The organism is Streptomyces sp. NBC_00076, from assembly GCF_045041235.1.
Lineage (GTDB): Bacteria > Actinomycetota > Actinomycetes > Streptomycetales > Streptomycetaceae > Streptomyces.
Genome location: NZ_CP108242.1, coordinates 698621 through 720591, shown reverse-complemented (window position 1 = coordinate 720591; position 21971 = coordinate 698621). Strand labels below are relative to the sequence as shown.

The 21971-nt window shown below is 69.2% G+C and carries 21 protein-coding genes; 9 read left to right on the top strand and 12 right to left on the bottom strand.

Annotated elements, in window-relative coordinates:
* Nucleotides 1–68 precede the first annotated feature (68 nt).
* Complete coding sequence (locus tag OHA64_RS03470) at nt 69–965, bottom strand: SDR family oxidoreductase (protein WP_405607578.1); 897 nt, start codon at nt 963–965, stop codon at nt 69–71.
* Nucleotides 966–1071: 106 nt separating this feature from the next.
* Between OHA64_RS03470 and OHA64_RS03465 the strand changes: the two genes are divergently transcribed.
* From OHA64_RS03465 to OHA64_RS03455, 3 genes are all read left to right on the top strand, one after another.
* Nucleotides 1072–1569 (top strand): winged helix-turn-helix transcriptional regulator, encoded by a 498-nt coding sequence (locus OHA64_RS03465; protein ID WP_405607575.1) that lies wholly within the window; start codon nt 1072–1074, stop codon nt 1567–1569.
* A gap of 112 nt (nt 1570–1681) precedes the next feature.
* Nucleotides 1682–2215 (top strand): SRPBCC family protein, encoded by a 534-nt coding sequence (locus tag OHA64_RS03460; RefSeq protein ID WP_405607572.1) that lies wholly within the window; start codon nt 1682–1684, stop codon nt 2213–2215.
* Nucleotides 2215–3276: an LLM class flavin-dependent oxidoreductase gene (locus OHA64_RS03455; protein ID WP_405607569.1), complete on the top strand. Its 1062-nt coding sequence runs from the start codon at nt 2215–2217 to the stop codon at nt 3274–3276. Before OHA64_RS03460 ends, OHA64_RS03455 begins: the two co-directional genes overlap by 1 nt.
* A gap of 194 nt (nt 3277–3470) precedes the next feature.
* Here the strand turns inward: OHA64_RS03455 and OHA64_RS03450 are convergent, their stop codons facing one another.
* Nucleotides 3471–4103, bottom strand: coding sequence for a TetR/AcrR family transcriptional regulator (locus OHA64_RS03450; RefSeq protein WP_405607566.1), 633 nt, complete (start codon nt 4101–4103; stop codon nt 3471–3473).
* A 32-nt stretch (nt 4104–4135) separates the two neighbouring features.
* Here OHA64_RS03450 and OHA64_RS03445 point away from each other — a divergent pair, with 32 nt between their 5' ends.
* Nucleotides 4136–5392 (top strand): saccharopine dehydrogenase NADP-binding domain-containing protein, encoded by a 1257-nt coding sequence (locus OHA64_RS03445; protein ID WP_405607563.1) that lies wholly within the window; start codon nt 4136–4138, stop codon nt 5390–5392.
* A gap of 143 nt (nt 5393–5535) precedes the next feature.
* On the top strand, nt 5536–6948 hold the full coding sequence (gene lpdA / locus OHA64_RS03440) for a dihydrolipoyl dehydrogenase (protein ID WP_405607560.1): 1413 nt from the start codon (nt 5536–5538) through the stop codon (nt 6946–6948).
* Nucleotides 6949–7330: 382 nt separating this feature from the next.
* Here the strand turns inward: lpdA and OHA64_RS03435 are convergent, their stop codons facing one another.
* On the bottom strand, nt 7331–8386 hold the full coding sequence (locus OHA64_RS03435) for an aldo/keto reductase (RefSeq protein ID WP_405607557.1): 1056 nt from the start codon (nt 8384–8386) through the stop codon (nt 7331–7333).
* Nucleotides 8387–8638: 252 nt separating this feature from the next.
* Here OHA64_RS03435 and OHA64_RS03430 point away from each other — a divergent pair, with 252 nt between their 5' ends.
* On the top strand, nt 8639–9247 hold the full coding sequence (locus tag OHA64_RS03430) for a TetR/AcrR family transcriptional regulator (RefSeq protein ID WP_405607554.1): 609 nt from the start codon (nt 8639–8641) through the stop codon (nt 9245–9247).
* A 211-nt stretch (nt 9248–9458) separates the two neighbouring features.
* Here the strand turns inward: OHA64_RS03430 and OHA64_RS03425 are convergent, their stop codons facing one another.
* The 5 genes from OHA64_RS03425 to OHA64_RS03405 form a co-directional block, all read right to left on the bottom strand.
* On the bottom strand, nt 9459–10412 hold the full coding sequence (locus tag OHA64_RS03425) for a sugar kinase (RefSeq protein WP_405623848.1): 954 nt from the start codon (nt 10410–10412) through the stop codon (nt 9459–9461).
* A gap of 112 nt (nt 10413–10524) precedes the next feature.
* Complete coding sequence (locus tag OHA64_RS03420) at nt 10525–11295, bottom strand: amino acid ABC transporter ATP-binding protein (protein WP_405623847.1); 771 nt, start codon at nt 11293–11295, stop codon at nt 10525–10527.
* Nucleotides 11295–11945 carry an amino acid ABC transporter permease gene (locus OHA64_RS03415; RefSeq protein WP_405607551.1) on the bottom strand — a complete coding sequence of 217 codons (651 nt, stop codon included), beginning with the start codon at nt 11943–11945 and terminating at the stop codon, nt 11295–11297. The genes OHA64_RS03420 and OHA64_RS03415 overlap by 1 nt, the downstream gene beginning before the upstream one ends.
* Nucleotides 11945–12688, bottom strand: coding sequence for an amino acid ABC transporter permease (locus OHA64_RS03410; protein WP_405607548.1), 744 nt, complete (start codon nt 12686–12688; stop codon nt 11945–11947). The genes OHA64_RS03415 and OHA64_RS03410 overlap by 1 nt, the downstream gene beginning before the upstream one ends.
* Nucleotides 12689–12739: 51 nt before the next feature.
* On the bottom strand, nt 12740–13546 hold the full coding sequence (locus OHA64_RS03405; RefSeq protein ID WP_405607545.1) for a transporter substrate-binding domain-containing protein: 807 nt from the start codon (nt 13544–13546) through the stop codon (nt 12740–12742).
* A gap of 306 nt (nt 13547–13852) precedes the next feature.
* On the opposite strand from OHA64_RS03405, the gene OHA64_RS03400 reads away from it, so the two are divergent.
* The 3 genes from OHA64_RS03400 (at nt 13853) to add (ending at nt 16316) form a co-directional block, all read left to right on the top strand.
* Entirely contained in the window at nt 13853–14680 is an 828-nt protein-coding gene (locus OHA64_RS03400; RefSeq protein ID WP_405607542.1) for an IclR family transcriptional regulator, read from the top strand.
* Between the two features lie 162 nt (nt 14681–14842).
* Nucleotides 14843–15163 (top strand): hypothetical protein, encoded by a 321-nt coding sequence (locus OHA64_RS03395; RefSeq protein ID WP_405623846.1) that lies wholly within the window; start codon nt 14843–14845, stop codon nt 15161–15163.
* A 121-nt stretch (nt 15164–15284) separates the two neighbouring features.
* Nucleotides 15285–16316, top strand: coding sequence for an adenosine deaminase (add, locus tag OHA64_RS03390; protein ID WP_405607539.1), 1032 nt, complete (start codon nt 15285–15287; stop codon nt 16314–16316).
* A gap of 40 nt (nt 16317–16356) precedes the next feature.
* Here the strand turns inward: add and OHA64_RS03385 are convergent, their stop codons facing one another.
* The 4 genes from OHA64_RS03385 to OHA64_RS03370 all read right to left on the bottom strand — a co-directional run bounded on the left by OHA64_RS03385 (nt 16357) and on the right by OHA64_RS03370 (nt 21970).
* The gene (locus tag OHA64_RS03385) at nt 16357–16764 is read right to left on the bottom strand and encodes an NUDIX domain-containing protein (protein ID WP_405607536.1); all 408 of its coding nucleotides are present in this window, start codon (nt 16762–16764) and stop codon (nt 16357–16359) included.
* 241 nt (nt 16765–17005) lie between these two features.
* Nucleotides 17006–20104, bottom strand: coding sequence for an alpha-N-acetylglucosaminidase TIM-barrel domain-containing protein (locus OHA64_RS03380; protein WP_405607533.1), 3099 nt, complete (start codon nt 20102–20104; stop codon nt 17006–17008).
* Nucleotides 20105–20123: 19 nt separating this feature from the next.
* A complete protein-coding gene (locus tag OHA64_RS03375) occupies nt 20124–21029 on the bottom strand; it encodes a beta-glucosidase (protein WP_405607531.1) in 906 nt (301 codons plus the stop codon).
* Nucleotides 21026–21970, bottom strand: coding sequence for a hypothetical protein (locus OHA64_RS03370; RefSeq protein WP_405607528.1), 945 nt, complete (start codon nt 21968–21970; stop codon nt 21026–21028). The genes OHA64_RS03375 and OHA64_RS03370 overlap by 4 nt, the downstream gene beginning before the upstream one ends.
* Nucleotide 21971: the final 1 nt, after the last annotated feature.

Sequence of the window (21971 nt, the reverse complement as noted above, 5' to 3'; positions counted from 1 at the left end):
ATTGGGCGTAGCCCCATGCGCGGCTACCCCATGCGCGGCTACCGGGTTCGCGGCCACCCCGTTCGCGGCTAGGGCGACGTGGTCTCTGCGGCAGGGACATCAGTACCCGGCGTCAGTTGGTCATGCCTCCCCAGTGCCGCGACCTCCCGTTCGAGGGACGGCACCGCCCGGGCCGCGAAGCGCCTCGCCCAGGGCCAGGCCAGCGGTGAATTCAGCGCTGCCTTCGCCCAGTTGGCCACGACGACCGCGCGCGGCACGTACACGCGGCTGCGTCGGCGCACGAGCCCGTCGACGATCGCGGCAGCGGCTCGGTCGGTGCTCGTGGTGACGTTGCCCGGATAGGGCAGCCGCCCGCGCAGCCCCTGGAACGAGGGGAGGTCCGCCTCGGCTCCCCGGACCAGGTCCGTGTCGATCCAGGAGGGGTGCACCAGGCCGACCGTGACCCCGAGGTGAGCCACCTCCTGGCGGTAGGTCAGGGCGAGCAGTTCGGCCGCCGCCTTGCTCGCCCCGTACGAGGCCATCGCGGCCAGAGGCATGAACGACAGCGCGGACGCCACGACCAGCACGTGCCCCCGGCTGCGCTCCAGATGGGGCGTCGCGTACTTGAGGGTGCGGAACACGCCGTTCAGGTTGATGTCCATCACTCGCGCGAACGATGCCTCGTCCGTCTGCCGAACCGTCCCGTACGCCACCACGCCGGCATTGGCGACGACGAGGTTGATGCCGCCCATCACCTCTGCCGCCCCATCGATCGCCGACCGCAGGGCGGCGCCGTCGCGCACATCGGCCTCACGCCAGGAAGCGGTGGGACCCAGGTCCTCGGCGAGGTCGCGCAACCGATCGGGTTCCAGTCCGATCACGGTCACACGGGCACCTCGGGCGGTGGCCAGTCGGGCCACCTTCTCGCCGATGCCGCGTGCCGCGCCGGTGACAACCAGCCTTCTGCCCAGCAAGTCACGTTTCATGACGGCAACATAACTTCGTTATAGATGGAGCGCAAGGCGCCCTACACCGGCCGCTGCTCGGTTCACCTGCTGGGTCTCACGACTGGACGAACCTATGCTGGCTGTCATGAGGCGGACATCCTTTGCACAGTGGCCCTGCTCGATCGCGCGGACCATGGACCTGCTCGGGGACTGGTGGACGCCGTTGGTGCTGCGAGAGGCGTTCTACGGGATCCGGCGGTTCGACGCGTTCCAGGAGTCGCTGGGGATCGCCCGCAACACGCTGACGGACCGGCTGCGTCGGTTGGTGGAGGAGGGCCTGCTGGAGAAGCGGCCGTACCAGACGGAGCCGGTTCGGTACGACTACGTGCTCACCGAGAAGGGGCGCGACTTCTACGGCGTGCTGCTGGTGATGAACCGGTGGGGGGACCGCTGGCTGGCCGGTGAGGCGGGTCCGCCGGTGGCCATGCGTCATGAGGCGTGCGGGCAGGACACGCATGCCGAGGTGGTGTGTGCCTCGTGTGGCGCGCCCATGACCGCGGACAACACCCGCCCCCGGATGGGCCCCGGCTATCCACGGCACTTGGCCGAACGGCCGGATGTGCGGGAGCGGTTCGAGGGGTGAATCGGTAGCCCTGTGGTGGCCATGGCGCCCTTGACACGTGAGTCTATCTACGCAACTTTACTGTTCAGAAGCACATTTGAGTGTTCTTGGCGGCCAGGGAGGATGCGGGATCATGGAATGGACAGGCGCACGCTATGCGGACGGGCCGACGGCTGAGGTCCACACCTGGATCGATGCGGCGCCGGCGCAGGTGTGGGCGCTGGTGTCCGACATCGAGCTGATGCCGCGCATGAGCCCCGAGCTGCAGTCGGTGGAATGGCTGGACGGCAGGAGCGGCCCCGCTCCAGGAGCCCGATTCGTCGGCCGGAGCAAGCATGAGGCGTTGGGGGAGTGGGCCACCACGTCCCACATCGTCGAGTACGAGCCCTCGAGGGTGCTCGCCTGGGCGGTCGAGGATCCGCAGCACCCGACGGCGATCTGGCGGTTCACCCTGGAGCCGCAGGACGGCGGCACATTGCTGCGGGAATGGATGCAGATGGGGCCGGCCCGTTCCGGCCTCTCCTTCGCCATCGACCGCATGCCGGAGAAGGAGCAGAAGATCGTCTTCGTGCGCATGCGGGAGTTCGAGGCCAATATGACCACCACCCTCGAAGCGATCAAGAAGCTGGCCGAGAACGCCCAGACCTCGGAAGAGGCGAGCCGTTGATGCGTACGTCCACCACGATCGAAGCCTCCGGGGGCGACTGGCGGGAGATCGTCGACTACGTCACCGAGGCGGAGAAGCTCGGTCTGGACCTCTGCTGGGTGGCGGAGGCGTGGGGTTCGGAGGCGCCCTCGCCGTTGGGCTACCTCGCCGCTAAGACCGAGCGCATGCTCCTCGGATCGGGAATCATCCAGCTCGGCACTCGCACACCGATGGCGATCGCCCGCGCCGCGATCACGCTGTCGCAGATCTCCCAGGGGCGCTTCCTCCTCGGACTGGGCCCCTCCGGGCCGCAGGTGATCGAAGGGCTGCATGGCGTGCCCTTCGACCGGCCGCTGGCACGCATGCGCGAGACGGTCGAGATCGTGCGACAGGCAGCCTCGGGAGAGAAAATCTCCCACTCCGGGCGTGAGTTCCAGATTCCGTTGCCGGGCGGGGACGGCAAGCCCATGCGCCTGTCCATGCGCGCCGATTACGACATCCCCGTCTACCTGGCCACCCTCTCGCCGAAGATGCTGCACCTGACCGGTGAGATCGCCGACGGCTGGCTGGGCACCAGCTTCGTTCCGGAGGGTGCCAAAGAGGCGTACTTCGATCACCTGGACCAGGGGCTGGCCGCCGCCGGTCGCAAGCGCGCCGACCTCGACATCTGCCAGGGCGCCGAGGTCGCTTTCGCCGACGACGAGGACGCGCTGCGCGCGATGGTGGCCGGACGCAAGAAGGAACTGGCCTTCAGCCTCGGCGGCATGGGCTCCGCGACCACGAACTTCTACAACAACGCCTACAGCCGACAGGGTTGGGCCGAGGTGGCGGCAGAGGTCCGGACCCGCTGGCAGACCGGGGACCGGGACGGCGCGGCCGGCCTCGTCACCGACGAGATGGTGCTGGCGACCACGCTGATCGGAACCGAGGACATGGTCCGCGAGCGGCTGCGCGTGTGGCGCGACGTCGGTGTCGACACCGTCCGGTTCTATCCCGCCGGCGAGACCCTCGACGCCCGACTCGCCACCCTGGGGCGGGCCATCGAGCTGGTCCGCGACGTCGAGGCCGAGGCGGCACGGTAGCGACTGACATTGGTGGCCGAAGTGGCACGGTAGCGACTGACATTGGTGGCCGAGGCGGCGCGGTAGCGACTGACCATGGCGGCCGAAGTGGCGCGGTAGCGACCGGCCATGGTGACCGAGGCGGCACGGAAGTTACAGACCATGGCGGCCGAGGCGGGTCGCCATGCGCCGATGTCGTCAAGGAGGTCCTTGGTTCAGGTCGACCGGGGGCTGATGCCGTCGGCCGCCAGGCCGGACATCAGCAGGGTGATCGCCCGGAACGTCCTGTTCAGGGCATCCTCCCGGTCCGCCGCCGCGGCGATGATCTGGTTGCCCTCACACAGCCCGGCCAGCAGCAGACGGGCGACGGTGGCGACGGGAACGTCAGGCTGCAGGTCACCGCGTTCGGCCAGAACCGTCAGCAGCCGCTCGATCGGCGGCTGGGCGACGCTGTCGTTGATGTGCCGGTACTGCTCTCCCAGGACTGAGGGTGCCTGGGCCATCAGCTCTCGGTGCAAGGGGTCGTCGATGGTTCGCCGCAGGAAGGTGTGCGTGAGGTTGGCCACCACCGCCATGGCCGGTTGGTCCGGTATGGCACGGATCGCCTCGGACGTCACGTCTGCCAGGACGCCGACCTGCTGAATCAGCTCCGTGTAGAGCTCGGCGAACATCGCCTTCTTGTCCGGAAAGTGATGGTAGAAGGTGCCCTTGCTCACCAGCGCCGCCCCGGTGACGGCCTCGACCGACGTGTCCGCGAACCCGTTGTCCACGAACAGCTTTCGCGCGGCCGCCACCAGGTCCGCCCGGGTCTGCTCCGCGTACATCTGTCGTCGGTTTGGCCCTCGCATGCGACCATCGTATATTCAATGACCTGGGGTCAATGAATGACTCTTGGTCAGTAGGTGGGCGTCGTGTCGTCGTGAGATGCCGAGATGCCCTCCGGAAGACAGGCGGAGCCGTGGAGAAGCGCAGGATCGTATTGCTGGGTGCGACGGGGTACACCGGGCAGCGTGTGCTCCGGGAACTGCTCGCACGAGGTGAGAAGCCGACCTTGGTCGGGCGGAGTCGGACCCGAATGGCGACCCTGGCCGACCACTTCCAGGTGGAGCTGCCGGTGACCGAGGTCGACGTCACCTCGGCGGCCGACCTCACGCGTCTCCTGGAGCCCAGCGATGTCGTCGTCTCCACGGTAGGGCCGTTCATGCGGCTCGGTATGGCCACGGTCACGGCTGCCGCGCGAGCGGGAGCACACTACTTCGACTCGACAGGGGAGGGGACCTTCGCCCGCCGCGTCCTCCTTGAGCTGGACTCCGTCGCGGCCGTCCGGGGAGCGACCCTCGTGCCCGCGTTCGGCTACGACTACGTGCCGGGCAACCTCGCCGGCGCGCTCGCCCTGACACGCGCCGGTGAGCGGGCACGCCACGTGGAGACCGGCTACTTCATCACCCGTTCCGGACACGGGGACGAGCTGCTCTACCGGAGCACCCTGCGCGACGCGTACACCCTGACCACGGCAGGCACACGTCAGACACTGGTCTCCGCGGCGGCCGAGGACGGGTTCGCCTACCGCAGTCCGCGCCCCTGGGCTGCCGCCCGCGTGGTCGAGGAGCGCCCCGCCAAGCGTGTGCGTACCTTCCACTACGGCGGCGTGAAACGTACGGCCATGACCGTCCCGGGCACGGAGCACCTCGGGCTGCCTGAGGTCTTCCCCCAGTTGGAGAGCGTCGAGGTGGGGCTGGGGTGGCTCGGACGGTGGACGCGCCCGGTGCAGATCGCCGCCACGATCCAGGCACCTCTGCTGCGCTCGGCGAAGGTGCGGGCCGCTCTGGCGAGGTGGTCCGAGCGACTCCCGGGATCGCAGCGCGAGCCGGACCCCGATGGCCGTTCCCTGGTGATCGCAGTCGCCCGCGACGGCCATGGCCTGCCCCTGGCCACGGCGGCCCTCACCGGACCCGACCCGTACGAGATGACGGGATCCCTACTGGCGTGGGGCGCCGCCCATGCGGCACAGCCGGATGCCGTCCTCAGGCCCGGTGCGCACGGCCCGGTCGCCGCCTTCGGCCTCGACACTCTCAGGCTCGGTGCCGCCCAGGCCGAAGTGCACGAAGTCGACGGGGCGACGGCCCGCCGACGATGATGGCTGAGCGGGCATAGACCACGGCGCCGCGGCGCTGAAGCGGACGTCCGGGGAACCGCTGTCGAGTTGATGAACAGGTTGTTCGATCGGGAGCGAGTCGGCCCCTCGCCGGAGCCGACCGCCCAGTGGAAAGGAAGCAGTCCATGGACGAGCAGGGTGAGCGCTTCGACGTCGTCGTACTCGGCGCGGGCCCCGGCGGATACGTAGCCGCCATCCGGGCCGCCCAACTGGGCAAGAGCGTCGCGGTGGTGGAGGAGAAGTACTGGGGCGGCGTCTGCCTGAACGTGGGCTGTATCCCCACCAAGGCACTGCTGCGCAACGCCGAGCTCGCGCACATCTTCACGCGCGAGGCGAAGACCTTCGGCATCAAGGTCGACGGAGAGGTCTCCTTCGACTACGGGGAGGCCTTCCGCCGCAGCCGGAAGGTCGCGGACGGCCGGGTCAAGGGCGTCCACTACCTGATGAAGAAGAACAAGATCACGGAAATCAGCGGCCGCGGCACCTTCCTCGACCCGCACACGCTCCAGGTGGCCGACTACGACGGCAATACCCGCACCATCGGCTTCGATCACTGTGTCATCGCCGCCGGGGCGAGCCCCAAGCTGCTGCCAGGCACCCGCCGTACGTTGCGCGTGGTGACGTTCGAGGAGCAGATCCTCGCCGAGGACCTGCCTCAGTCGATCGTGATCGCCGGCGCCGGGGCCATCGGCGTCGAGTTCGCCTACGTACTGCACAACTACGGCGTGAAGGTCACCGTCGTCGAGTTCCTGGACCGGATCGCCCCGCTGGAGGACGCGGAGGTTTCCGCCGAACTGGCCAAGCAGTACCGGAAGTTGGGCATCGACGTGCTCACATCGACCCGTGTCGAGTCGATCGACGAGTCCGGCCCGCAGGTGCGTGTCACGGTCACCGGCAAGGACGGCGCCCAGCAGGTTCTGGAGGCCGACAAGGTCCTGCAGGCGATCGGCTTCGCGCCGAACGTCACCGGTTACGGCCTCGAGAAGACCGGCGTGCGCGTCACCGAGCGCGGCGCGATCGACGTCGACGGCCGTTGCCGCACCTCGGTCCCGCACATCTACGCCATCGGGGACGTCACCGCGAAGCTGATGCTTGCACACGCCGCGGAGGCGATGGGTGTGGTCGCCGCCGAGACGATCGCGGACGCGGAGACCATGGAGCTGGACTACGTGATGATCCCGAGGTCCACGTTCTGCCAGCCCCAGATCGCCAGCTTCGGGTACACCGAGGCGCAGGCGAGGGAGAAGGGCTTCGACGTCCAGGTGGCGAAGTTCCCGTTCACCGCGAACGCCAAGGCGCACGGCCTGGGCGATGCGACCGGCTTCGTGAAGCTGATCAGCGACGCCAAGTACGGCGAACTCCTCGGCGGCCACCTGATCGGTCCCGACGTCACTGAACTGCTCCCCGAGCTGACCCTGGCCCAGCAGTGGGACCTCACGGTCCACGAGGTCGCCCGCAACGTCCACGCCCATCCCACCCTGGGCGAGGCCGTCAAGGAAGCCGTCCACGGCCTCGCAGGCCACATGATCAACATGTAGCGGGACGGCCGACGGCGTACGGCAGTTCGGTCGGTCCCGGTTGCCGACCTGGTCTCCCCCTCGGCTCGCCCTCGCCGGAGGGCCGGGTGGGGCTTCAGGTACCGCGCCGGCCGGGGAAGCGCCTTTTGCCGTTTCGCCGTGTCATCGACCGAAAGGGTTGCTGCGATCGAAAGGGCTTGCTGCGACACGCCCGCGGCGCTGTGGAGCCTGCTCGGTGGGAAATCGGGCGACACGATGGGGGCTGTGACACCTGGCGGGACGGGCCGTGGCCAGACCGGACGGGCCGTGGTCAGACCAACGGGCACCGCCCCGAACCGTGCGAACGACGCGGGACGGAAGTGGCGTCGATGGATTGGTGCCGCCCAGCGGCAGAATCCGCTGCTCAGGCGACAGGCGCTGCGGGTTGGTCGACGAGGGAGGCGTTACCGCCCTGGACGGCGTCCCGGGCGCGAGCGGTCGCCTCGTGGGGTACTCCGAGGGGGATGGCGCTGACGTCCGACAGGTGCGCGAACTGCTTCGGGGTGAGCTGGACGTCCAGCGCGCCGAGGTAGTCGTCGAGTTGGGTGAGGTTGCGCGGGCCGATGATCGGGACGAACGGGGTGGACGCCTGGGCGGCACGCTCACGGAGCCAGGCAACAGCCACCTGGGCGGGCGTCGCGCCGGACTCCTCGGCGATGGCCAGGACGGTGTCGATGACGGCGGTCTTCTGCTCGGTGCTCTCGGTGTGGATGACCGCCTTGAGATCGGTCAGGCGTCCCTCGTCGCTGCGGCGGTACTTGCCGGTCAGCAGTCCGCCGCCGAGCGGGGACCACAGGGCCGCGCCGAGTCCCAGGCTCTCGGCCATCGGCAGCAGCTCGCGGTCGGCGGTCCGCTCGACCAGGCTGTACTCGACCTGGATGCCGGTGACCGGCGCCCAGTTCTTCAGGTCCGCGAGGGTGGCGGCGCGGGAGACGCGCCAGGCGGGGAAGTTGGACAGGGCGGCGTGGAGGATCTTGCCGGAGCTGACCAGGTCGTCAAGTCCGCGCAGGATCTCCTCCATGGGCGTGAGGTCGTCGGGGAAGTGGACCCAGTACAGGTCGACGTAGTCGGTGCCGAGGCGCTTCAGGCTCGCCTCCAGCGAAGCGACCATGTTCTTGCGGCTGTTGCCGGTCCTGGAGATGCCGGGCTGCGGGCTGGCGCCGTTGGTGTACTTGGTGGCCAGGACGAAGTGGTCCCGGTCAGCGGCAACGAACTTCCCCACCAGCTCTTCCGACTCACCGAACTGGTAGGCGTCCGCGGTATCAAGAAACGTTCCGCCGGCCTCGGCGAACCTGTCGAACATCCGGCGGGCCTCGTCCGGCTCGGCACCGGCGCCCCAGCCGGTGCCGAAGTTCCCCGTGCCCAGCGCGTACTCGGAAACGCGCAGTCCGGTTCGTCGTCCGAAGGTCGTGTAACGCATCAGGTCTCCTTGGTGCTGAATCCGCATCGACGGTCGCGCCGGGCGGTGGCGGGTGAGACGCCGGACCGGTCCCGACGATGGGCCGCCGGAGTGACCAGGGGGCGCCGGGTGCGCGCTGGTGGGATGCAGCTCCGACGGACCACCCATACGCGTGCTGCGAGGCGGGATGGTTAAGTAAGACGATCGGTCTACTTAGGGTTCCACCGTAGCTGTCCCACCGCCTTATGTAAAACGATCGGTATGCTTAAGGCTGTGACCGAAACTCAGCCCGTACGTCGGCGTCGTGGGCGCGGCGCCCGGGAGCGGATCCTCAAGGCGGCGACCGAGTTGTTCACGGCGCAGGGGATCAACGCGACCGGGATGGACCAGCTGTCGACCGTCGCCGAAGTGTCGAAACGCACCTTGTACACGCACTTCCCCAGCAAGGACGAGCTCATCGGGGCGTACCTGCAGTCCTTGGTGGACCCTCTCCTGCCGGTCCCGCCGTCGCTCGACCGGCCGACAATGAACCCGCGTGAGCAACTCCTCGCCGTCTTCGACCGGAAGCCGTCGGAATCCACCGCTCCGTTCCGGGGATGCCCGTTACTGAACGTCAGCGTCGAGGTGCCAGATCCCGGGCACTCCGCCCACCAGTTGGCCGCGGCGTACAAGAGGGAGTTCGCCCGCCGCCTCACGGACATCGCACGGCAGGCCGGGGCCGCGGACCCGGAAACCCTCGGCGAGCAACTGGCACTGCTCTTCGACGGCGCGGCCGCACGCGGCACCGTCCTCAACAGCAGCCACACCGCCGCGTGCGCGCGAGCCATCGCAGAGTCGTTGGTCGACGCCGCCCTCGCCGACGTCGGCCCAGCATCTGCGTGACGACGTCGGCAACCTCCTTGAACCTCCTTGCCGAAGCCGAAGCCGAAGCCGAAGCCGAAGCCGAAGCCGAAGCCGAAGCCGAAGCCGAAGCCGAAGCCGAAGCCGAAGCCGACGCCGAAGCCGAGGCCTTGCTTGCGGGGACGGTCGGGTGTCGAAGGGTGAGATCAGCGTGCTCGTCGGTGCTCGTCGGTGCTCGGCGGGGGAGGCGGCGTCAGTTCAGGCGCAGGGCGGACCAGGCTGCGTCGTCGAGCGCGAGGTGGCGGTCGAGGGTGTCGCGGATCAGGTCGGTGGGGACGTCCTCCCGGGTGCCGAGCGTCGCGGCGGCCACCAGGTGGCCCAGGCGCAGTCCGTGCGTCGGGGTGCGGCCTTCCAGGAGCGCTGCGAGGTAACCGGCGGCGAAGGCGTCACCGGCTCCGACGGGTTCGACGACCCGTGCGGCGGGGGTGGGGACGAAGGTTTCCTCACCGTCGGCGCCATACGCCATGGCTCCGCGCCCGGCATCCTTGACGACCAGTACCGGGCCGGGGCCGAGCAGGTCGCGGACGTCTTGCGCCGTGCGGGTGCCCCACAGCCTCTCGGCCTCGTCGCGTCCGACGAACACGAGGTCGGCGCCGCGGGCCAGCTCTCTCAGTACGGGGGCGGCGTCGGCCGGACGATGCCGCCACAGCGCTGGGCGGTAGTTGACGTCGAAGGAGATGACGGGTCCGGGGACGGCGCGCCGGGAGACGATGTGGGTGACCAGGTCGGCGCAGGTGTCCGAGAGTGCCGCGGTGATGCCGGAGAGGTGCAGCGCGCGGGCTCGGTGCAGCAGCACAAGGTCCGCCAGGTGGGTGCCCATGGCGGCGGCCGCGGAGTCCCGGCGGTAGTAGTACGTTCCGGTGCCGTCCGGGCCGGGGTCCTTGAAGTAGACACCGGTCGGCCGCAGCGGGTCTGTCTCGACGGCGGAGACGTCGACGCCGCGGGCGCTGAGGTCATCCAGGACACGCTGTCCGAGGGGATCGTCGCCTACTCGGCCCAGCCAGGCGGCGCTGTGCCCCAGGGCGACCAGGGCGCAGGCCACGTTGGACTCCGCTCCGCCCACGGCGAGCGCCAGTGCGCTCTGGTGCGCGAGAGGCCGGGAGTCCCAGGGGCTGAGTACCGCCATGGTTTCTCCGACGCACACCACGTCGGCTCCGGGCGCGGACCCGGTTGGAGCACGGGGAGAAGGGGGGCGGATGAGCACGAGGGTTCCTTCTGCGGGCTTTCGGACAGCGGTGTCGGGACGGAAGGAGTGCCCCTCAGGTGTCCAGGACGCGGTGCAGGAACTGTTGCGTGCGCTGTTCGGCGGGACTGCCGAAGACCTGCTCGGGGGAGCCCTGTTCGAGGACGACGCCGCCGTCCATGAACACCACGCGGTCGGCGGTGTCCTTGGCGAAGCGCATCTCGTGGGTGACGACGACCATGGTCATGCCGTCCTCGGCGAGGGAACGCATGACACCGGTGACCTCACCGACGAGTTCGGGGTCGAGGGCGGAGGTCGGCTCGTCGAAGAACATGATCGCGGGGTCCATGGCCAGGGCGCGGGCGATGGCGACACGCTGCTGCTGACCACCGGACAGCTGTGCGGGGTAGGCGTCGGCCTTGTCGGCGAGCCCGACCCGCTTCAGGGCGGCCCGGCCGCGCTCCTCGGCCTCCGCGCGGGAGAGCTTCCTGACCTTCAGCAGGGCGAGCGTGACGTTGCCCAGCGCGGTCTTGTGCGGGAAGAGGTTGAACTGCTGAAACACCATCCCGACGTGCCCGAATATCTCCGGTGCGCGCTTGCGGTCGTGCAGTGGGACCCCGCCCACCCACACCTCTCCGCTGTCCGCCCGTTCCAGGTCACACATGATCCGCAGCAGGGTGCTCTTGCCGGAGCCGCTGGCACCGATCAGGACGACGACCTCACCCGGTTCCACATCGATGTCGACTCCCTTGAGGACCTCCAGTTCACCGAAGCGCTTGTGCACGCCGGACAGGGAGATCCTGGAGGCGGTCACCGCCTTCTGCTGGGCGGCGGGGTCGGTGGTCATCATGCGGTGACAGCCTTTCGCTCCATGTGCCGCACGAACAGCGACAGCGGGTAACAGATGACGAAGTACAGGACGGCGACGGCGAGGTAGGACGTGCCGGGATCGCCCACCCGGTCGATGACGGCCTGTCCCTGGCGGACCAGTTCGACGTACCCGATCACCACGGCGATCGAGGTGTCCTTGATCAGGGACAGGTACTGGCCGACCAGTGGGGGAAGGACGATCGCGCGGGTCTGGGGAAGGATGACGCTCAGGAACGTCTGGATGCGGGGCAGGCCCAGCACTCGCGCCGCCTCCCACTGACCACGGGGCACCGCCTCGATACCGGCCCGGAAGATCTCCGCGATGTAGGCGCCCTGGTAGAGCGTCAGGGCGAGCAGGGCGGCGCCGAAGACGGTGATCCCCACGAGGCCCAGGTATGCCGCGCCGAAGTAGAGGAACAGCATCTGGATCAGCAGGGGTGTGCCGCGGAAGACCTCCAGATAGCCGCGGGCGAGCTGGGCCAGGACCGGGATGCGGCTCGTGCGCAGGGCCGCGACGACCAGCCCGAGCAGTGTTCCGGTGGCGATCGCCGCGATCGACAGCAGTACGGTGGCCCACAGGCCGGAGACGTACAGTTCACGGTTCGACCAGATGACCGACCAGTCCATCAGGCCTCCTTCTGGACGGGACGCGCGGAACGGGCCGGCAGCAGACGGCGTACGGCGCCCAGGGGGCGGGGCCGTTCGGAGGGACGTAGTGGCGGCTTGAACGCGACGCGTCCGATGAGCCCGGCAACGAGGACCACCGCGTTGGTGAGGACCAGGTAGAGCACCGCGGCGATTCCGAAGACCTGCACGGTCAGCAGGGTGCGGGAGTTGATGACCATGGCCGTGCCCGTCAGCTCGGGGACGGAGATGGCGGACAGCAGCGACGAGCCCAGGATGATCTGGACCAGCTGGTTCACCACGGCGGGGTAGACGTTGCGCAGGGCCTGGGGGAGCACCACATGCAGGAACGTGCGCGGCGGGCTCAGGGCCAGCACCCGGGCGGCTTCGCTCTGGCCGCGCGGGACGGCCTGGATGCCGGCGCGGAAGATCTCGGTGAGGTACGCGCCGACGTTCACGCCGAGGGCGAGCACTCCCGCCTGCACCGGGCTCAGTCGCAGACCCGCTGACGGAAGGGCGAAGTAGGCGACGAACATCTGCAGCAGTACGGGGGTGTTGCGGATGACCTCGACGTAGACGGCCGCGGGCGCGCGCAGGACCACGTAGCGGGATCTGCGGGCGAGCGCGCCGAGCAGGCCGAGGGCGAAGGCGAGCGCGAAGGCCTCGAGCGACAGTTTCAGGGACAGCCAGGCCGCGTCGAGATAGGTGGCCCAGTCCCGGAGGGCGTAGGTCCAGTCAACGAACATGGGACTCCTCCATGGGGCGGCGGCAGGGGAGGGCCGCCGCCCGGCCGGGACTCAGTAGGACGGGTTGAGCGGGTAGACACGGTCCACGCCGAACCACTTCTTGTAGACGGTGTTCGCCTGTCCCGAGGTGTTGAACTCCCGCAGCCATGTGTTGACCCACTGCAGCCAGGTGGCGTCGCCCAGCGGAACGCCGATGCCGTTGTACTCCAGCGGCACGACGGAGTCCTTGGTGACCTTGAGTGAAGGGTCCGTCTTGGCCTGGAAGTTGAGGAAGTTGGAGTCCTCGACCATGGCGTCGGCCTGGCCCTGCTTGACGGCGAGCACGGCGGCGGAGGAGGTGTCGTACTCCTGGATCTTGGCCTTGGGGTTGCCGGCCTTGACGGCGTCGCCGTTGGTGGATCCCTTGGTCACGGCGACTGTCCTGCCGCTGAGGTCCTTCAGAGTGGAGATGCCGCTGGATTTCTTCACCAGCATCACCTCGCCCGCGACGATGTAGGGGTCGCTGAAGGCGACCTGCTTGGCGCGCTCGGCGGTGGTGGTGAAGTTGCAGACCACCGCGTCGACCTTCTTGGTCTGCAGGTTGGGAATGCGGTTGGCGGACGTGGTGTCCACGATCTTGACCTTGACGCCGAGGGCGGTGGCCATGGCGGTGGCGACGTCGACGTCAAAGCCCTGCGGCTTGTTGTTCTTGTCCATCGACCCGAACGGCGGGAACGTCAGGCAGCTGGCGACGTTGAGGGTGCCGCGCTTGATGACTTCCTGGAGCGTCGACGACTGCTGGTTGGCAGCCGAGGTGCCGCTGCTGGAGGTGCAGGCGGCGAGGGACGCGACAGCGGTCACACCGATACAAATCGTCATCAGAGTGCGGGTACGGTGACGAAGTCTCATCACATGCATTCCCTTCCGGGAGGGTTTTGAGGGTGAGCCTGAGCGGCCGGAGAAGGGGGTGATCGCCATCGATCGTCAACTACGTTCTGCTATGCAAAATCGCGTTTCACATAACGTTGGGGAGAAGCTAGCCCGGTGCCCCGCGGTCGTCAACGGTCGATTTCAATATGTGACATACCGTTTTGCTATGCAGTTCGGTAGGGTGCCGTTGGGTCCCCCGCACGGGACCGGCAGGGGCTGACCGCCCTCGCAACGCATCCTGCAGGAGGAACCGGCGTGGCTTCGCTCGACAGCGCGAATGAGACTCCCGACGTGCCCGGGGCGCGTCGCAACGCCTCATCGTCCCTGCGACGTGCACTGAGCATCCTGAAGTACCTGGCCGAGGACGACGGCCATCCGCACGGCACCTCACTCACCGACCTCGCCACCGGGCTCCAGATGAGCAAGAGCACCGTGCTGCGGCTCGTCGGCCCACTGCGGGAAGAACGACTGGTGGATCAGGATCCGGAAAGCGGCCACTACCGGCTCGGGCCGCAGAACGCCCTGCTCGGGCAGCTCTACCTGGAGCGCCTCGACATCCGGCGCACGGCGTCGCCGCTGCTGCACCAACTCGCCCAGGACGTCCGCGAAGCGGTGCACCTGGTCAGCTTTGATCCCCCCGAGATCGTCTATATCGACAAGGTCGAGAGCCCCCAGGCCGTACGTATGCACTCCCGGGTCGGCGGGCGCCAGCCTGCCTACTGCACAGCCACCGGCAAAGCGTTCCTCGCTCACGCCACGGACGACGTGCTCGACAAGGTGGTACTGGCCGGCATGCCCGCACGCACACCGGCCACCATCACCTCAGCGGAGCAACTGCACGCCGAACTCGCCCGTATCCGTGAGCGCGGCTACGCCGTCGACGACGTGGAGAACGAACTCGACATCCGCTGCGTGGCCGCACCGGCCTTCGATCACAGCGGGGCCGTCGTCACGGCGGTCAGCATCTCCGGCCCGGCCTCCCGGGTGACGCACGACCGCGTCGCAGAGATCGGAAGGCAGGTCGTCGAGACCTCCCGAACCCTCACGGACCGCTTGGGCGGAATCGCTCCGGCACCTCGGTGACCGCTTGCTCCCTGACATGCGCCGCCTGGTGCCGCAGTCCCCGGGTCGGTTGACCGTGAGCCTGTCGCCACACGTAATTGCCGTTGTGAGTCGAGGGGCGCCGCTCATAAGGTCACCGGCATGTCTTTACGTCTTCGTATGCGTCAAGCCCTGCCGGAAGCGATGCGCGCCCGTGACAAGGCCGCGGTGAGCGCACTGCGCGCGACACTTGCCGCGCTGGACAACGCCGAGGCGGTGCCCGTGGACGAAGCTGAGCTCCGCGGCATGGCCCTTGAGCAGTCGCCGGTTGGTGTCGGCGTCACCGAAGCAGCGCGGCGCGAGCTGAGCGAGCGCAGTGTGGTGGATGTCGTGCGCGCCGAGGCGGCCGAACGACTGGAGGTCGCAGCGCAGTTGACCGCGCCCGCACACGCTGACCGAGCCGCGCAGCTCCGCGCGGAGGCTGCGGTGCTGCTTCGCTTCCTCGACGGCCCCGGCACCGCATAGGAAGCGGCGTCGCATCGCACCCGAAGCGACGGCCCGCGGCAGGCTATCGAGGAGACCTTGTCCGGGGGCGATCGATGCCCAGGTGCACGGCCGTCACGGGGTGGCCATAGAGTCATGCGGCATGCGAAGCCTGGCCCGTCTGCCGAAGGCCCATCTCCATCTCCATCTCGAAGGCGCCATGCGCCCCGCCACGCTCGCGGAACTAGCGGGCGAGCGGGGCGAACGTGGCGAACAACCCCCGGAATCAAGCGGCTTCAAGTCCTTCGAGGACTTCACGTCCTTGTACCGTGCCGCTGCTCGGCTGGTGCGCGAGGGTCCGCGGGAGAACCTTCTGCGGCTGGTGCGCGAAGTGGTCGAAGACGCCGCCGCAGACGGAGCGGTGTGGATCGAGCCGCATGTCAACCCCCTGACCTACGAGACCGATCCGGACGCCGCGCTGGACCTGCTGGACGTGGTGATTGACGAGGGTCGCCGTACCGCTGCACGGCTCGGGATCGGCTTCGGCGTCCTGGTGTTCGCCCGGCGTAACGCGGACCCTTCTGAGGGCGTCGAGGCCGCCCGCCTCGCGGCCCGCCGGGCAGGACATGGGGTGGTCTCCTTCGGCCTGGCCGGGGACGAGGCCCGATTTCCCCCTGAGCCGTTCGCCGAGACATTCGCCATCGCCCGGGATGCCGGGCTGATTTCCGCTCCGCACGCCGGGGAATTCGCCGGTCCGGCCGGCGTGCGTGCCGCACTCGACGTGCTCGGCGCGCGACGCATCGCTCACGGCGTGCGGGCGGTCGAGGACCCGGATCTCCTCGCCCGCCTCGCCGCGGAGGACGTGGTCCTCGACGTCTGCCCCACCTCCAACGTCGCCCTCGGCGTAGCGGAATCCCTGTCCGTCCACCCCCTCCCGCTTCTGCTGCAAGCAGGCGTCCGGTGCACCCTCAATGCCGACGACCCCCTCCTGTTCGGCCCGGGCCTGCTGGAGGAGTACGAGACGGCCCGCACTGCCTTCGCCCTCACCGATCCCCAACTCGCCGCCATAGCCCGCACGTCGGTCGAGTCCTCGGGCGCTCCGCGCGCCCTGGTGGAGGATGCGGTCACCCTCATCGGAGACTGGCTGGACATTCCTGACCGAGCAACGACGCCCCCGATCCTCGGGGCATGGTGACTGCCGCCCCCGGCAGCAGACTCAACAACAGGCGGCCCTCTCAGGGCAGTTGGCCAGATGAATGAAGCGCGTCGAACACCATCTGATCCACTGACGAGACCCGCGCTCGATCGCCATAGCCGAACCAGTCCGACTCTGCGATCTCGCGTGAAGGGATCAGGGGACCAGTGTGCTCTGCGGTGTAGCAGATCATCCGGAACTCCGTGCGTCCGTCGGAATCGCTCCGCGTCTCGAAGGTGCCGACATGCATCATCGTGGACGTATCGACCCGGGACTGGAGTTCCTCGTCGATCTCGCGCGCCAGGGTCTCGGCGTCGGATTCTCCGGGCTCCCTCTTCCCACCAGGGAAGTAGAAGACATCCACACCGCGGTTGCGTGTTACCAGCACCCGCCCGTCACGCACCAGAACCCAGGCCACTTTCTCCGGAACGCCTTCGACCTCTGCCATGCCCGGACCCTACCCACTCACCCCGAGCCCGAGCCCGAGCCCGAGGCGGGTCCGGGTGGGCAGATCGCCGACCTGGTGGCGCGCGCGATCCACCCCGCGGTGCGCGCCAAGGGGCTGTGCAGGCGCCGCAGTCCCAGGCGGCGGGCCGACCGTGCCGGGGCCGGTGTCTTCCGGCTGCCGGGCCGTAGCCCGGTGCCACGCTTCCGCCTGGGTGTGCCGGCCGCCGCCGCGGTCACGGAGATCAGGTCACCGTGAATCCGTCGAACGTGGCGATGCCCCGTCCGTCGGTCCAGCCGTTGGCCGCGGTCATGAAGACCCCGACGTCCTGTGCGGCGGCCGTGCCTCCCGGGGTGGCCGTGCCCACCGTCGTCCAGGTGACGCCGTCCGTGCTGGCCTCACCGGTGTACGAGGCGCCGGACCTGGTCAGCCGCAGCCGCACCGGCGCGGTGAACGAGCCCGACTGTTCGATCGAGTCGAAACGGCCGTCACCGTCCGCGTCCCAGCTCAGCGCGCAGCCGTTGGACGGTGTGATCGCCAGGTTCACATAGCCCGCGGTCCCCTGGGTGCCCAGGTCGTTGCGGACGATGAGGCCCGCCCGTGCCCAGCCCCCGGACGCGTCCTGGGACGTGACCGTGACCTGGGCCACCGTTCCGTCCTTGTACCCGCCCGCCCGGTACACCGCCCCGAACTCGTTGGTGCCGGCCCACAGGTCGGCCCCCGCGCCCTCGATGGCGATCTCGTCGCCGGCCTGGCCGAACACCGCGTCGTTGTAGGAGACCGTGCGGTAGGGGTCGCCGACCCCGGCCGCGGCCATCAGCCGTACCGGCGCCACGACCTTTCCGCCTCCCGCGTACGCCGCCGCCGCGACGACCTGGCCGACCAGTTCCGAAGGCGCACCCGCCAGAGAGACCTCGAAGCGAGCGACCAACGTTTCGCCGGATGCCACCGATGCCTTGCTCACCGGATCGAGCGGCTTCACCGCCATGCCCTCCGGGGCGGTGACGGAAAGCGTCACGCCGCGTGCCGCCGTGAACCCGTTCCTGTTGGTGAAGGTGACCGTCACCGTCGCGGGCGTGCCCTCGGCCACCGCTCCCCGGTCGACACCCGCCGTGAGGGCCGCCTGGTAGGGAGTGGCGGCGAGCAGGTCGCGCACGCTGCGGGCCAGGGCGTAGGGGGAGCCGTGGGGATCGGTCGGGTACGTCTCGTGTGCGTGCGCCCAGCGGTCCTCCAGGGCGAACCAGTCGATCGTCGCCGGGTCCTTTCCCGTGGTGAGCGCGTTGAAGTACGTCTGCCAGCGGGTGCGGTACAGGCCGCCGACCAGTCCGGACCACTCCCGGTTCGCGTAGTCGTGCAGGCCCTCCTCGCTGCTTTCGCGTCCGCCCCAGGTGGTGATGAGGGAGCGGACGTCGTATTCGAGGCGGTCCTTCTCGGCCCGGTCGGCGCCCCAGGCGCGCGCGTCGGCGAGCCACCGCCCGAGCAGATGCGGGCCGGAGGTCGCCAGCAGGTCCTCGAGGAGGTCCATCCAGCTCAGCCAGGTCTTGGTCAGCTTGCCGAACAGGGCCTTGTCCCCGGCATCGTGTGCGGCCTTGATCTGCGGCAGCAGGACCCGGCTGCGGTTGGACAGGACCTGCCGGGCCACGTCGACGACGTCGTACCGGTAGGCCGAGCTGTCCCTCAACTCGGTTTGTACCGCGAGGAGTTCGGTGAGTGCGGCGTCGAACGCCGTGGTGTCGTAGCGGTCCTTCTCCGGCCCCCACGCGGCGGCCTTGTTCGCCGTCAGGCTCGGACGGGCGCCGAACAGTCCGTCGGGTGCCTCGCTCCAGGAGTCCGCGCGGGACATGTTGTACGCGGTGTCGCGGATCGTCTGCCAGGCCGCCGCCGCATGCCGGTCGGGGCCGCCGTAGCGGGAGAGGGCGTACGCGGCGAACCAGTCGTCCAGGTCCACGGTGCCGGGGGTCCAGGCCAGGTCGGTGAGGAGGGCGAGGGCGGGCGCGTTGTTGTCGGCCCCCTCGGGCATCGCCGCGATACCGGCGAGCGCACTGCCCTTCTTGTCACGCCACTTGGGGTACTGGTCCACCCAGTCCGGGGCGTTGGCGCCGATCGGGGTGTGGCCGCCGAAGTTCCAGATGCTGCCGAAGGCGTACGGGGTGCCGCCCCAGTCGCTCTCCCGGTCCGTGACGGTGGTGTAGCGGTCCGACAGGCCGTCCACGATCAGCATCCGGCTCTTGTCGACGCCGTCGAGCAGCTCCTTGGCCGGGTTGTTCTGCCAGCCGAGGATCGCCCAGACGGCCCCCGGGTGGGCCTTCTGCAGGGCCACCTCGACGGCCTTGGCGGCCTCGCCCACCGGCACGTCACCGGCGTTGCCGCCTTCGTGCAGCAGGTCCATCTTGTACATCGTGCTTCCGCCGAACCGTTCCTTCTGGGCGCGGTAGAAAGTGGCGGCCACGTCCTCGAAGGCCGTGGTGCGCGGGTCGAGCCAGTCGGGGCGTTTGAAGGCGCCCCAGGTGCCCTGCGCCACCACCGCCGCGTCCCCGCCGTGCTTGGCGGGGAAGTCGTCCGGGACGCTGCCGTAGTAGCCCGGCAGGACCGGCGTCATGCCCAGGTCACGTATCCGGTCGGTGATCTTCTCGGCGAGCGCGGCACGCTTCTCGATGAGCTGCCGGGAGACGGGCCCGCCGAAGCCCGACATGTTCTGCAGCAGCCACCAGGGCTGGCGGGCGGGGGCCGGGATCCAGGCGCGCATCTCGGCGTCGGTATAGCCGAACTGACGGAACGTGTCGTAGTAGACGGCGTCGCCGCCCATGTAGACGAGGACCCGGTTGACTCCGTGCACGGCCAGCACGTCCAGCTCGTACTGCCAGGCGTCCCAGTCGCGGTAGGCGCCGGTGTAGCCCTCGTTGGTGTCGTTGAAGGCGAAGCGGTGCGGCACGTTGGCCGTTCCCGTGATCTCCGCGGCGGGCGCGGGGAGGGTGCGCGGCAGGTTCAACTGCTCGCCGGTCCAGGAGACGGAGGCGTGCGCGGTCCGCCGCAGGTAGGTGTGGAGGCCTGCGAGCAGCACACCGGGGCTGGTGCCCTCCACCGTGATCCGTCCGGCGCGGCCGGTGACCCGGAAGCGGTCGGTCTTGTCGTTGACGGCCCGCAGGGTGAGCTGCTGGTAGTGGTCGGGAAGCAGCCGCTTCACAGCGGCCGCCGCGGGCGCGGTGTCGAACAGGGTGCCGTCGGCCGCGTACGCGCCTTGCGGGAGGGGCAGCATCGCGGCGCCGCCCAGCACGACGGCGCCGGTGAGGATCCGTCTGCGGGTGACACCTGTGATGCCGAGGTGGTCTCGGTTGTCGTGCATGAACGTCCTTCCGCAGAGCTCAGTTGATCGGCGTGATCGTCAAGGCGAAGATGTGCAGGGCCGGGGCGCCCGCCTGGATGCCGTCGCTGACCTTGGGCAGGACCACGGAGCGCAGCTCCTTGCCGGCTGTGAGATCGACGCCGAACGTGAACAGGCTGACGGGGTTGTCGTCCCGGCCGGAGCTGATGTGGCGGTAGGGCAGCACCACCGCGGCGGAGGAGTTCGCCCCGTACCAGTCGGGGACGTCGACCGAGAACGCCTGCTCGGTGCCGTCGGCGTAGACGACCTTGCCGTCACCCTTGCCGTCGCCCCACGTGCTGGTACCGAGGAAGGACAACCGGGAACCGGAGCCGGACAGCAGCACGGTCTGGCCGTAGGAGATGACGTTGTCCTTGGTCCCGGGCCGGGTGTCCGGCCAGGTGAAGGTCAGCCCGTCGTAGGTGACCGTGGCACCCGGAGTCAGCCCCACCGACGCCAGCGCCTCGGCGGACAGACTGGAGTTCGACCCGTCGATGTTCGCGACGGTGAGGGCGTCCTCGGTGGAGATCCCCGCGTTGTCGAACGCCTTGGGCAGCGAGCGGTACGGCAGCAGGACGGGGGTGGTGGCGCGAGTGCAGTCGGAGCCGTGGGGGTGGACGTCGAAGAGGGCGTGCGCGGTGAACACGACCCGGCCCTCCGCGTCGTCGGCGAGCCGGGTCCGCCAGGTGCGGGTCACCGACCGTCCGGGCGCGAGGTCGCCCAGGCCGTCCTGTTCGGCGGAGTCGTCCACGGCGAGGTAGAGCACGGTGCCGCGCAGCGTGATCGTGGCGGTGTTGGTGAGGGTGGCCGTCAGGGTCACGGCCTTGCCGGCCTCGAGTGCGGACGGAGTGACGGTGAGCGATACGGGCGGCGAGAGGAAGTCCTCCTCGGGACGATAGGCGATCACGACGCCACCACGGTGAAGTGGTCGAACACGGCCTGGACCGTCGTGCCGGGGTAGTTGAGGTTCACGGCGCTCGCCACCACGCCCGCGTCCAGGGCGCCGCTCGCGGAGGGCACGGTCGCGCTCGCGATCTCGTTCCAGGAGAGGCCGTTGTTGATACTGGTGTACGCGGTGTAGGTGGTGCCGGAGCGGACCAGGCGCAGCAAGGCGGGATGGGTGGAAACGCCGCCGCCTGCCCAGGTGTCGAGGTGTCCGTTGCCGTCACTGTCGGTCATGAACTCCACGCCGTACGACTTCGACATGGTGAGCACGGCGTAGCCGCCCTTCTCCGGGGCGGTGAGGTCGTTGGCGACGGCGATCCCGTACTTGGCGGTGGGGTTGTCGCTTCCGGTGAGGCTGACCGTCTCGACCTGCACCGCGCTCGACTCGGCGGCGGATCCGGGAAGGAGGATGCCCCCCTTCTCGTCGGTGCCGCCGGAGAAGTCGCTGCCGCCAGCCCAGATCACCAACTGGCTGCCGTACTGGCCGAACTTGGCGTCGTCGGTGGTGGCGAACGTCCGGTACGGGTCCCGCACCTCATTGGGCTCGTAAGGCACCGTGAACGTCTTCACGGACCGCGCGCAGTCGCTGCTGTTGTCGTCGACGTCGAAGACGAGGTGCGCGGTGAACGACACGTCCCCGGCCACGTCGGCCGGCATCGCCGTCTCCCAGCGCCGGGTTGTCTTCGCGCCGCGCGGCAGGTCACCGAGCGGGATGGTCTTCGCCGCCGTGGTGGCGCCGGGGTTGATCAGGTGGAGCACGGCGTTGCGGAGCGGGAAGGGACAGTCGTTGGTGAGGACCGCGGTGGCGGTGACCGTGTCACCACCGGCCGGCTCGGCCGGCTGCGTGGTGACGGTGAGGGTGGGGCCCAGGGTGTCGAACTGGGTACCGTTGCTGATTCCCATG

What these genes read in the sequence shown, in the direction of transcription:
- OHA64_RS03470 (WP_405607578.1), bottom strand. Translation starts at nt 965, where the DNA reads ATGAAACGTGACTTGCTGGGCAGAAGGCTGGTTGTCACCGGCGCGGCA.
- OHA64_RS03465 (WP_405607575.1), top strand. Translation starts at nt 1,072, where the DNA reads ATGAGGCGGACATCCTTTGCACAGTGGCCCTGCTCGATCGCGCGGACC.
- OHA64_RS03460 (WP_405607572.1), top strand. Translation starts at nt 1,682, where the DNA reads ATGGAATGGACAGGCGCACGCTATGCGGACGGGCCGACGGCTGAGGTC.
- OHA64_RS03455 (WP_405607569.1), top strand. Translation starts at nt 2,215, where the DNA reads ATGCGTACGTCCACCACGATCGAAGCCTCCGGGGGCGACTGGCGGGAG.
- OHA64_RS03450 (WP_405607566.1), bottom strand. Translation starts at nt 4,103, where the DNA reads ATGCGAGGGCCAAACCGACGACAGATGTACGCGGAGCAGACCCGGGCG.
- OHA64_RS03445 (WP_405607563.1), top strand. Translation starts at nt 4,136, where the DNA reads ATGAATGACTCTTGGTCAGTAGGTGGGCGTCGTGTCGTCGTGAGATGC.
- lpdA (WP_405607560.1), top strand. Translation starts at nt 5,536, where the DNA reads ATGGACGAGCAGGGTGAGCGCTTCGACGTCGTCGTACTCGGCGCGGGC.
- OHA64_RS03435 (WP_405607557.1), bottom strand. Translation starts at nt 8,386, where the DNA reads ATGCGTTACACGACCTTCGGACGACGAACCGGACTGCGCGTTTCCGAG.
- OHA64_RS03420 (WP_405623847.1), bottom strand. Translation starts at nt 11,295, where the DNA reads ATGACCACCGACCCCGCCGCCCAGCAGAAGGCGGTGACCGCCTCCAGG.
- OHA64_RS03415 (WP_405607551.1), bottom strand. Translation starts at nt 11,945, where the DNA reads ATGGACTGGTCGGTCATCTGGTCGAACCGTGAACTGTACGTCTCCGGC.
- OHA64_RS03410 (WP_405607548.1), bottom strand. Translation starts at nt 12,688, where the DNA reads ATGTTCGTTGACTGGACCTACGCCCTCCGGGACTGGGCCACCTATCTC.
- OHA64_RS03405 (WP_405607545.1), bottom strand. Translation starts at nt 13,546, where the DNA reads ATGACGATTTGTATCGGTGTGACCGCTGTCGCGTCCCTCGCCGCCTGC.
- OHA64_RS03395 (WP_405623846.1), top strand. Translation starts at nt 14,843, where the DNA reads ATGCGCGCCCGTGACAAGGCCGCGGTGAGCGCACTGCGCGCGACACTT.
- add (WP_405607539.1), top strand. Translation starts at nt 15,285, where the DNA reads ATGCGAAGCCTGGCCCGTCTGCCGAAGGCCCATCTCCATCTCCATCTC.
- OHA64_RS03385 (WP_405607536.1), bottom strand. Translation starts at nt 16,764, where the DNA reads ATGGCAGAGGTCGAAGGCGTTCCGGAGAAAGTGGCCTGGGTTCTGGTG.
- OHA64_RS03380 (WP_405607533.1), bottom strand. Translation starts at nt 20,104, where the DNA reads ATGCACGACAACCGAGACCACCTCGGCATCACAGGTGTCACCCGCAGA.
- OHA64_RS03370 (WP_405607528.1), bottom strand. Translation starts at nt 21,970, where the DNA reads ATGGGAATCAGCAACGGTACCCAGTTCGACACCCTGGGCCCCACCCTC.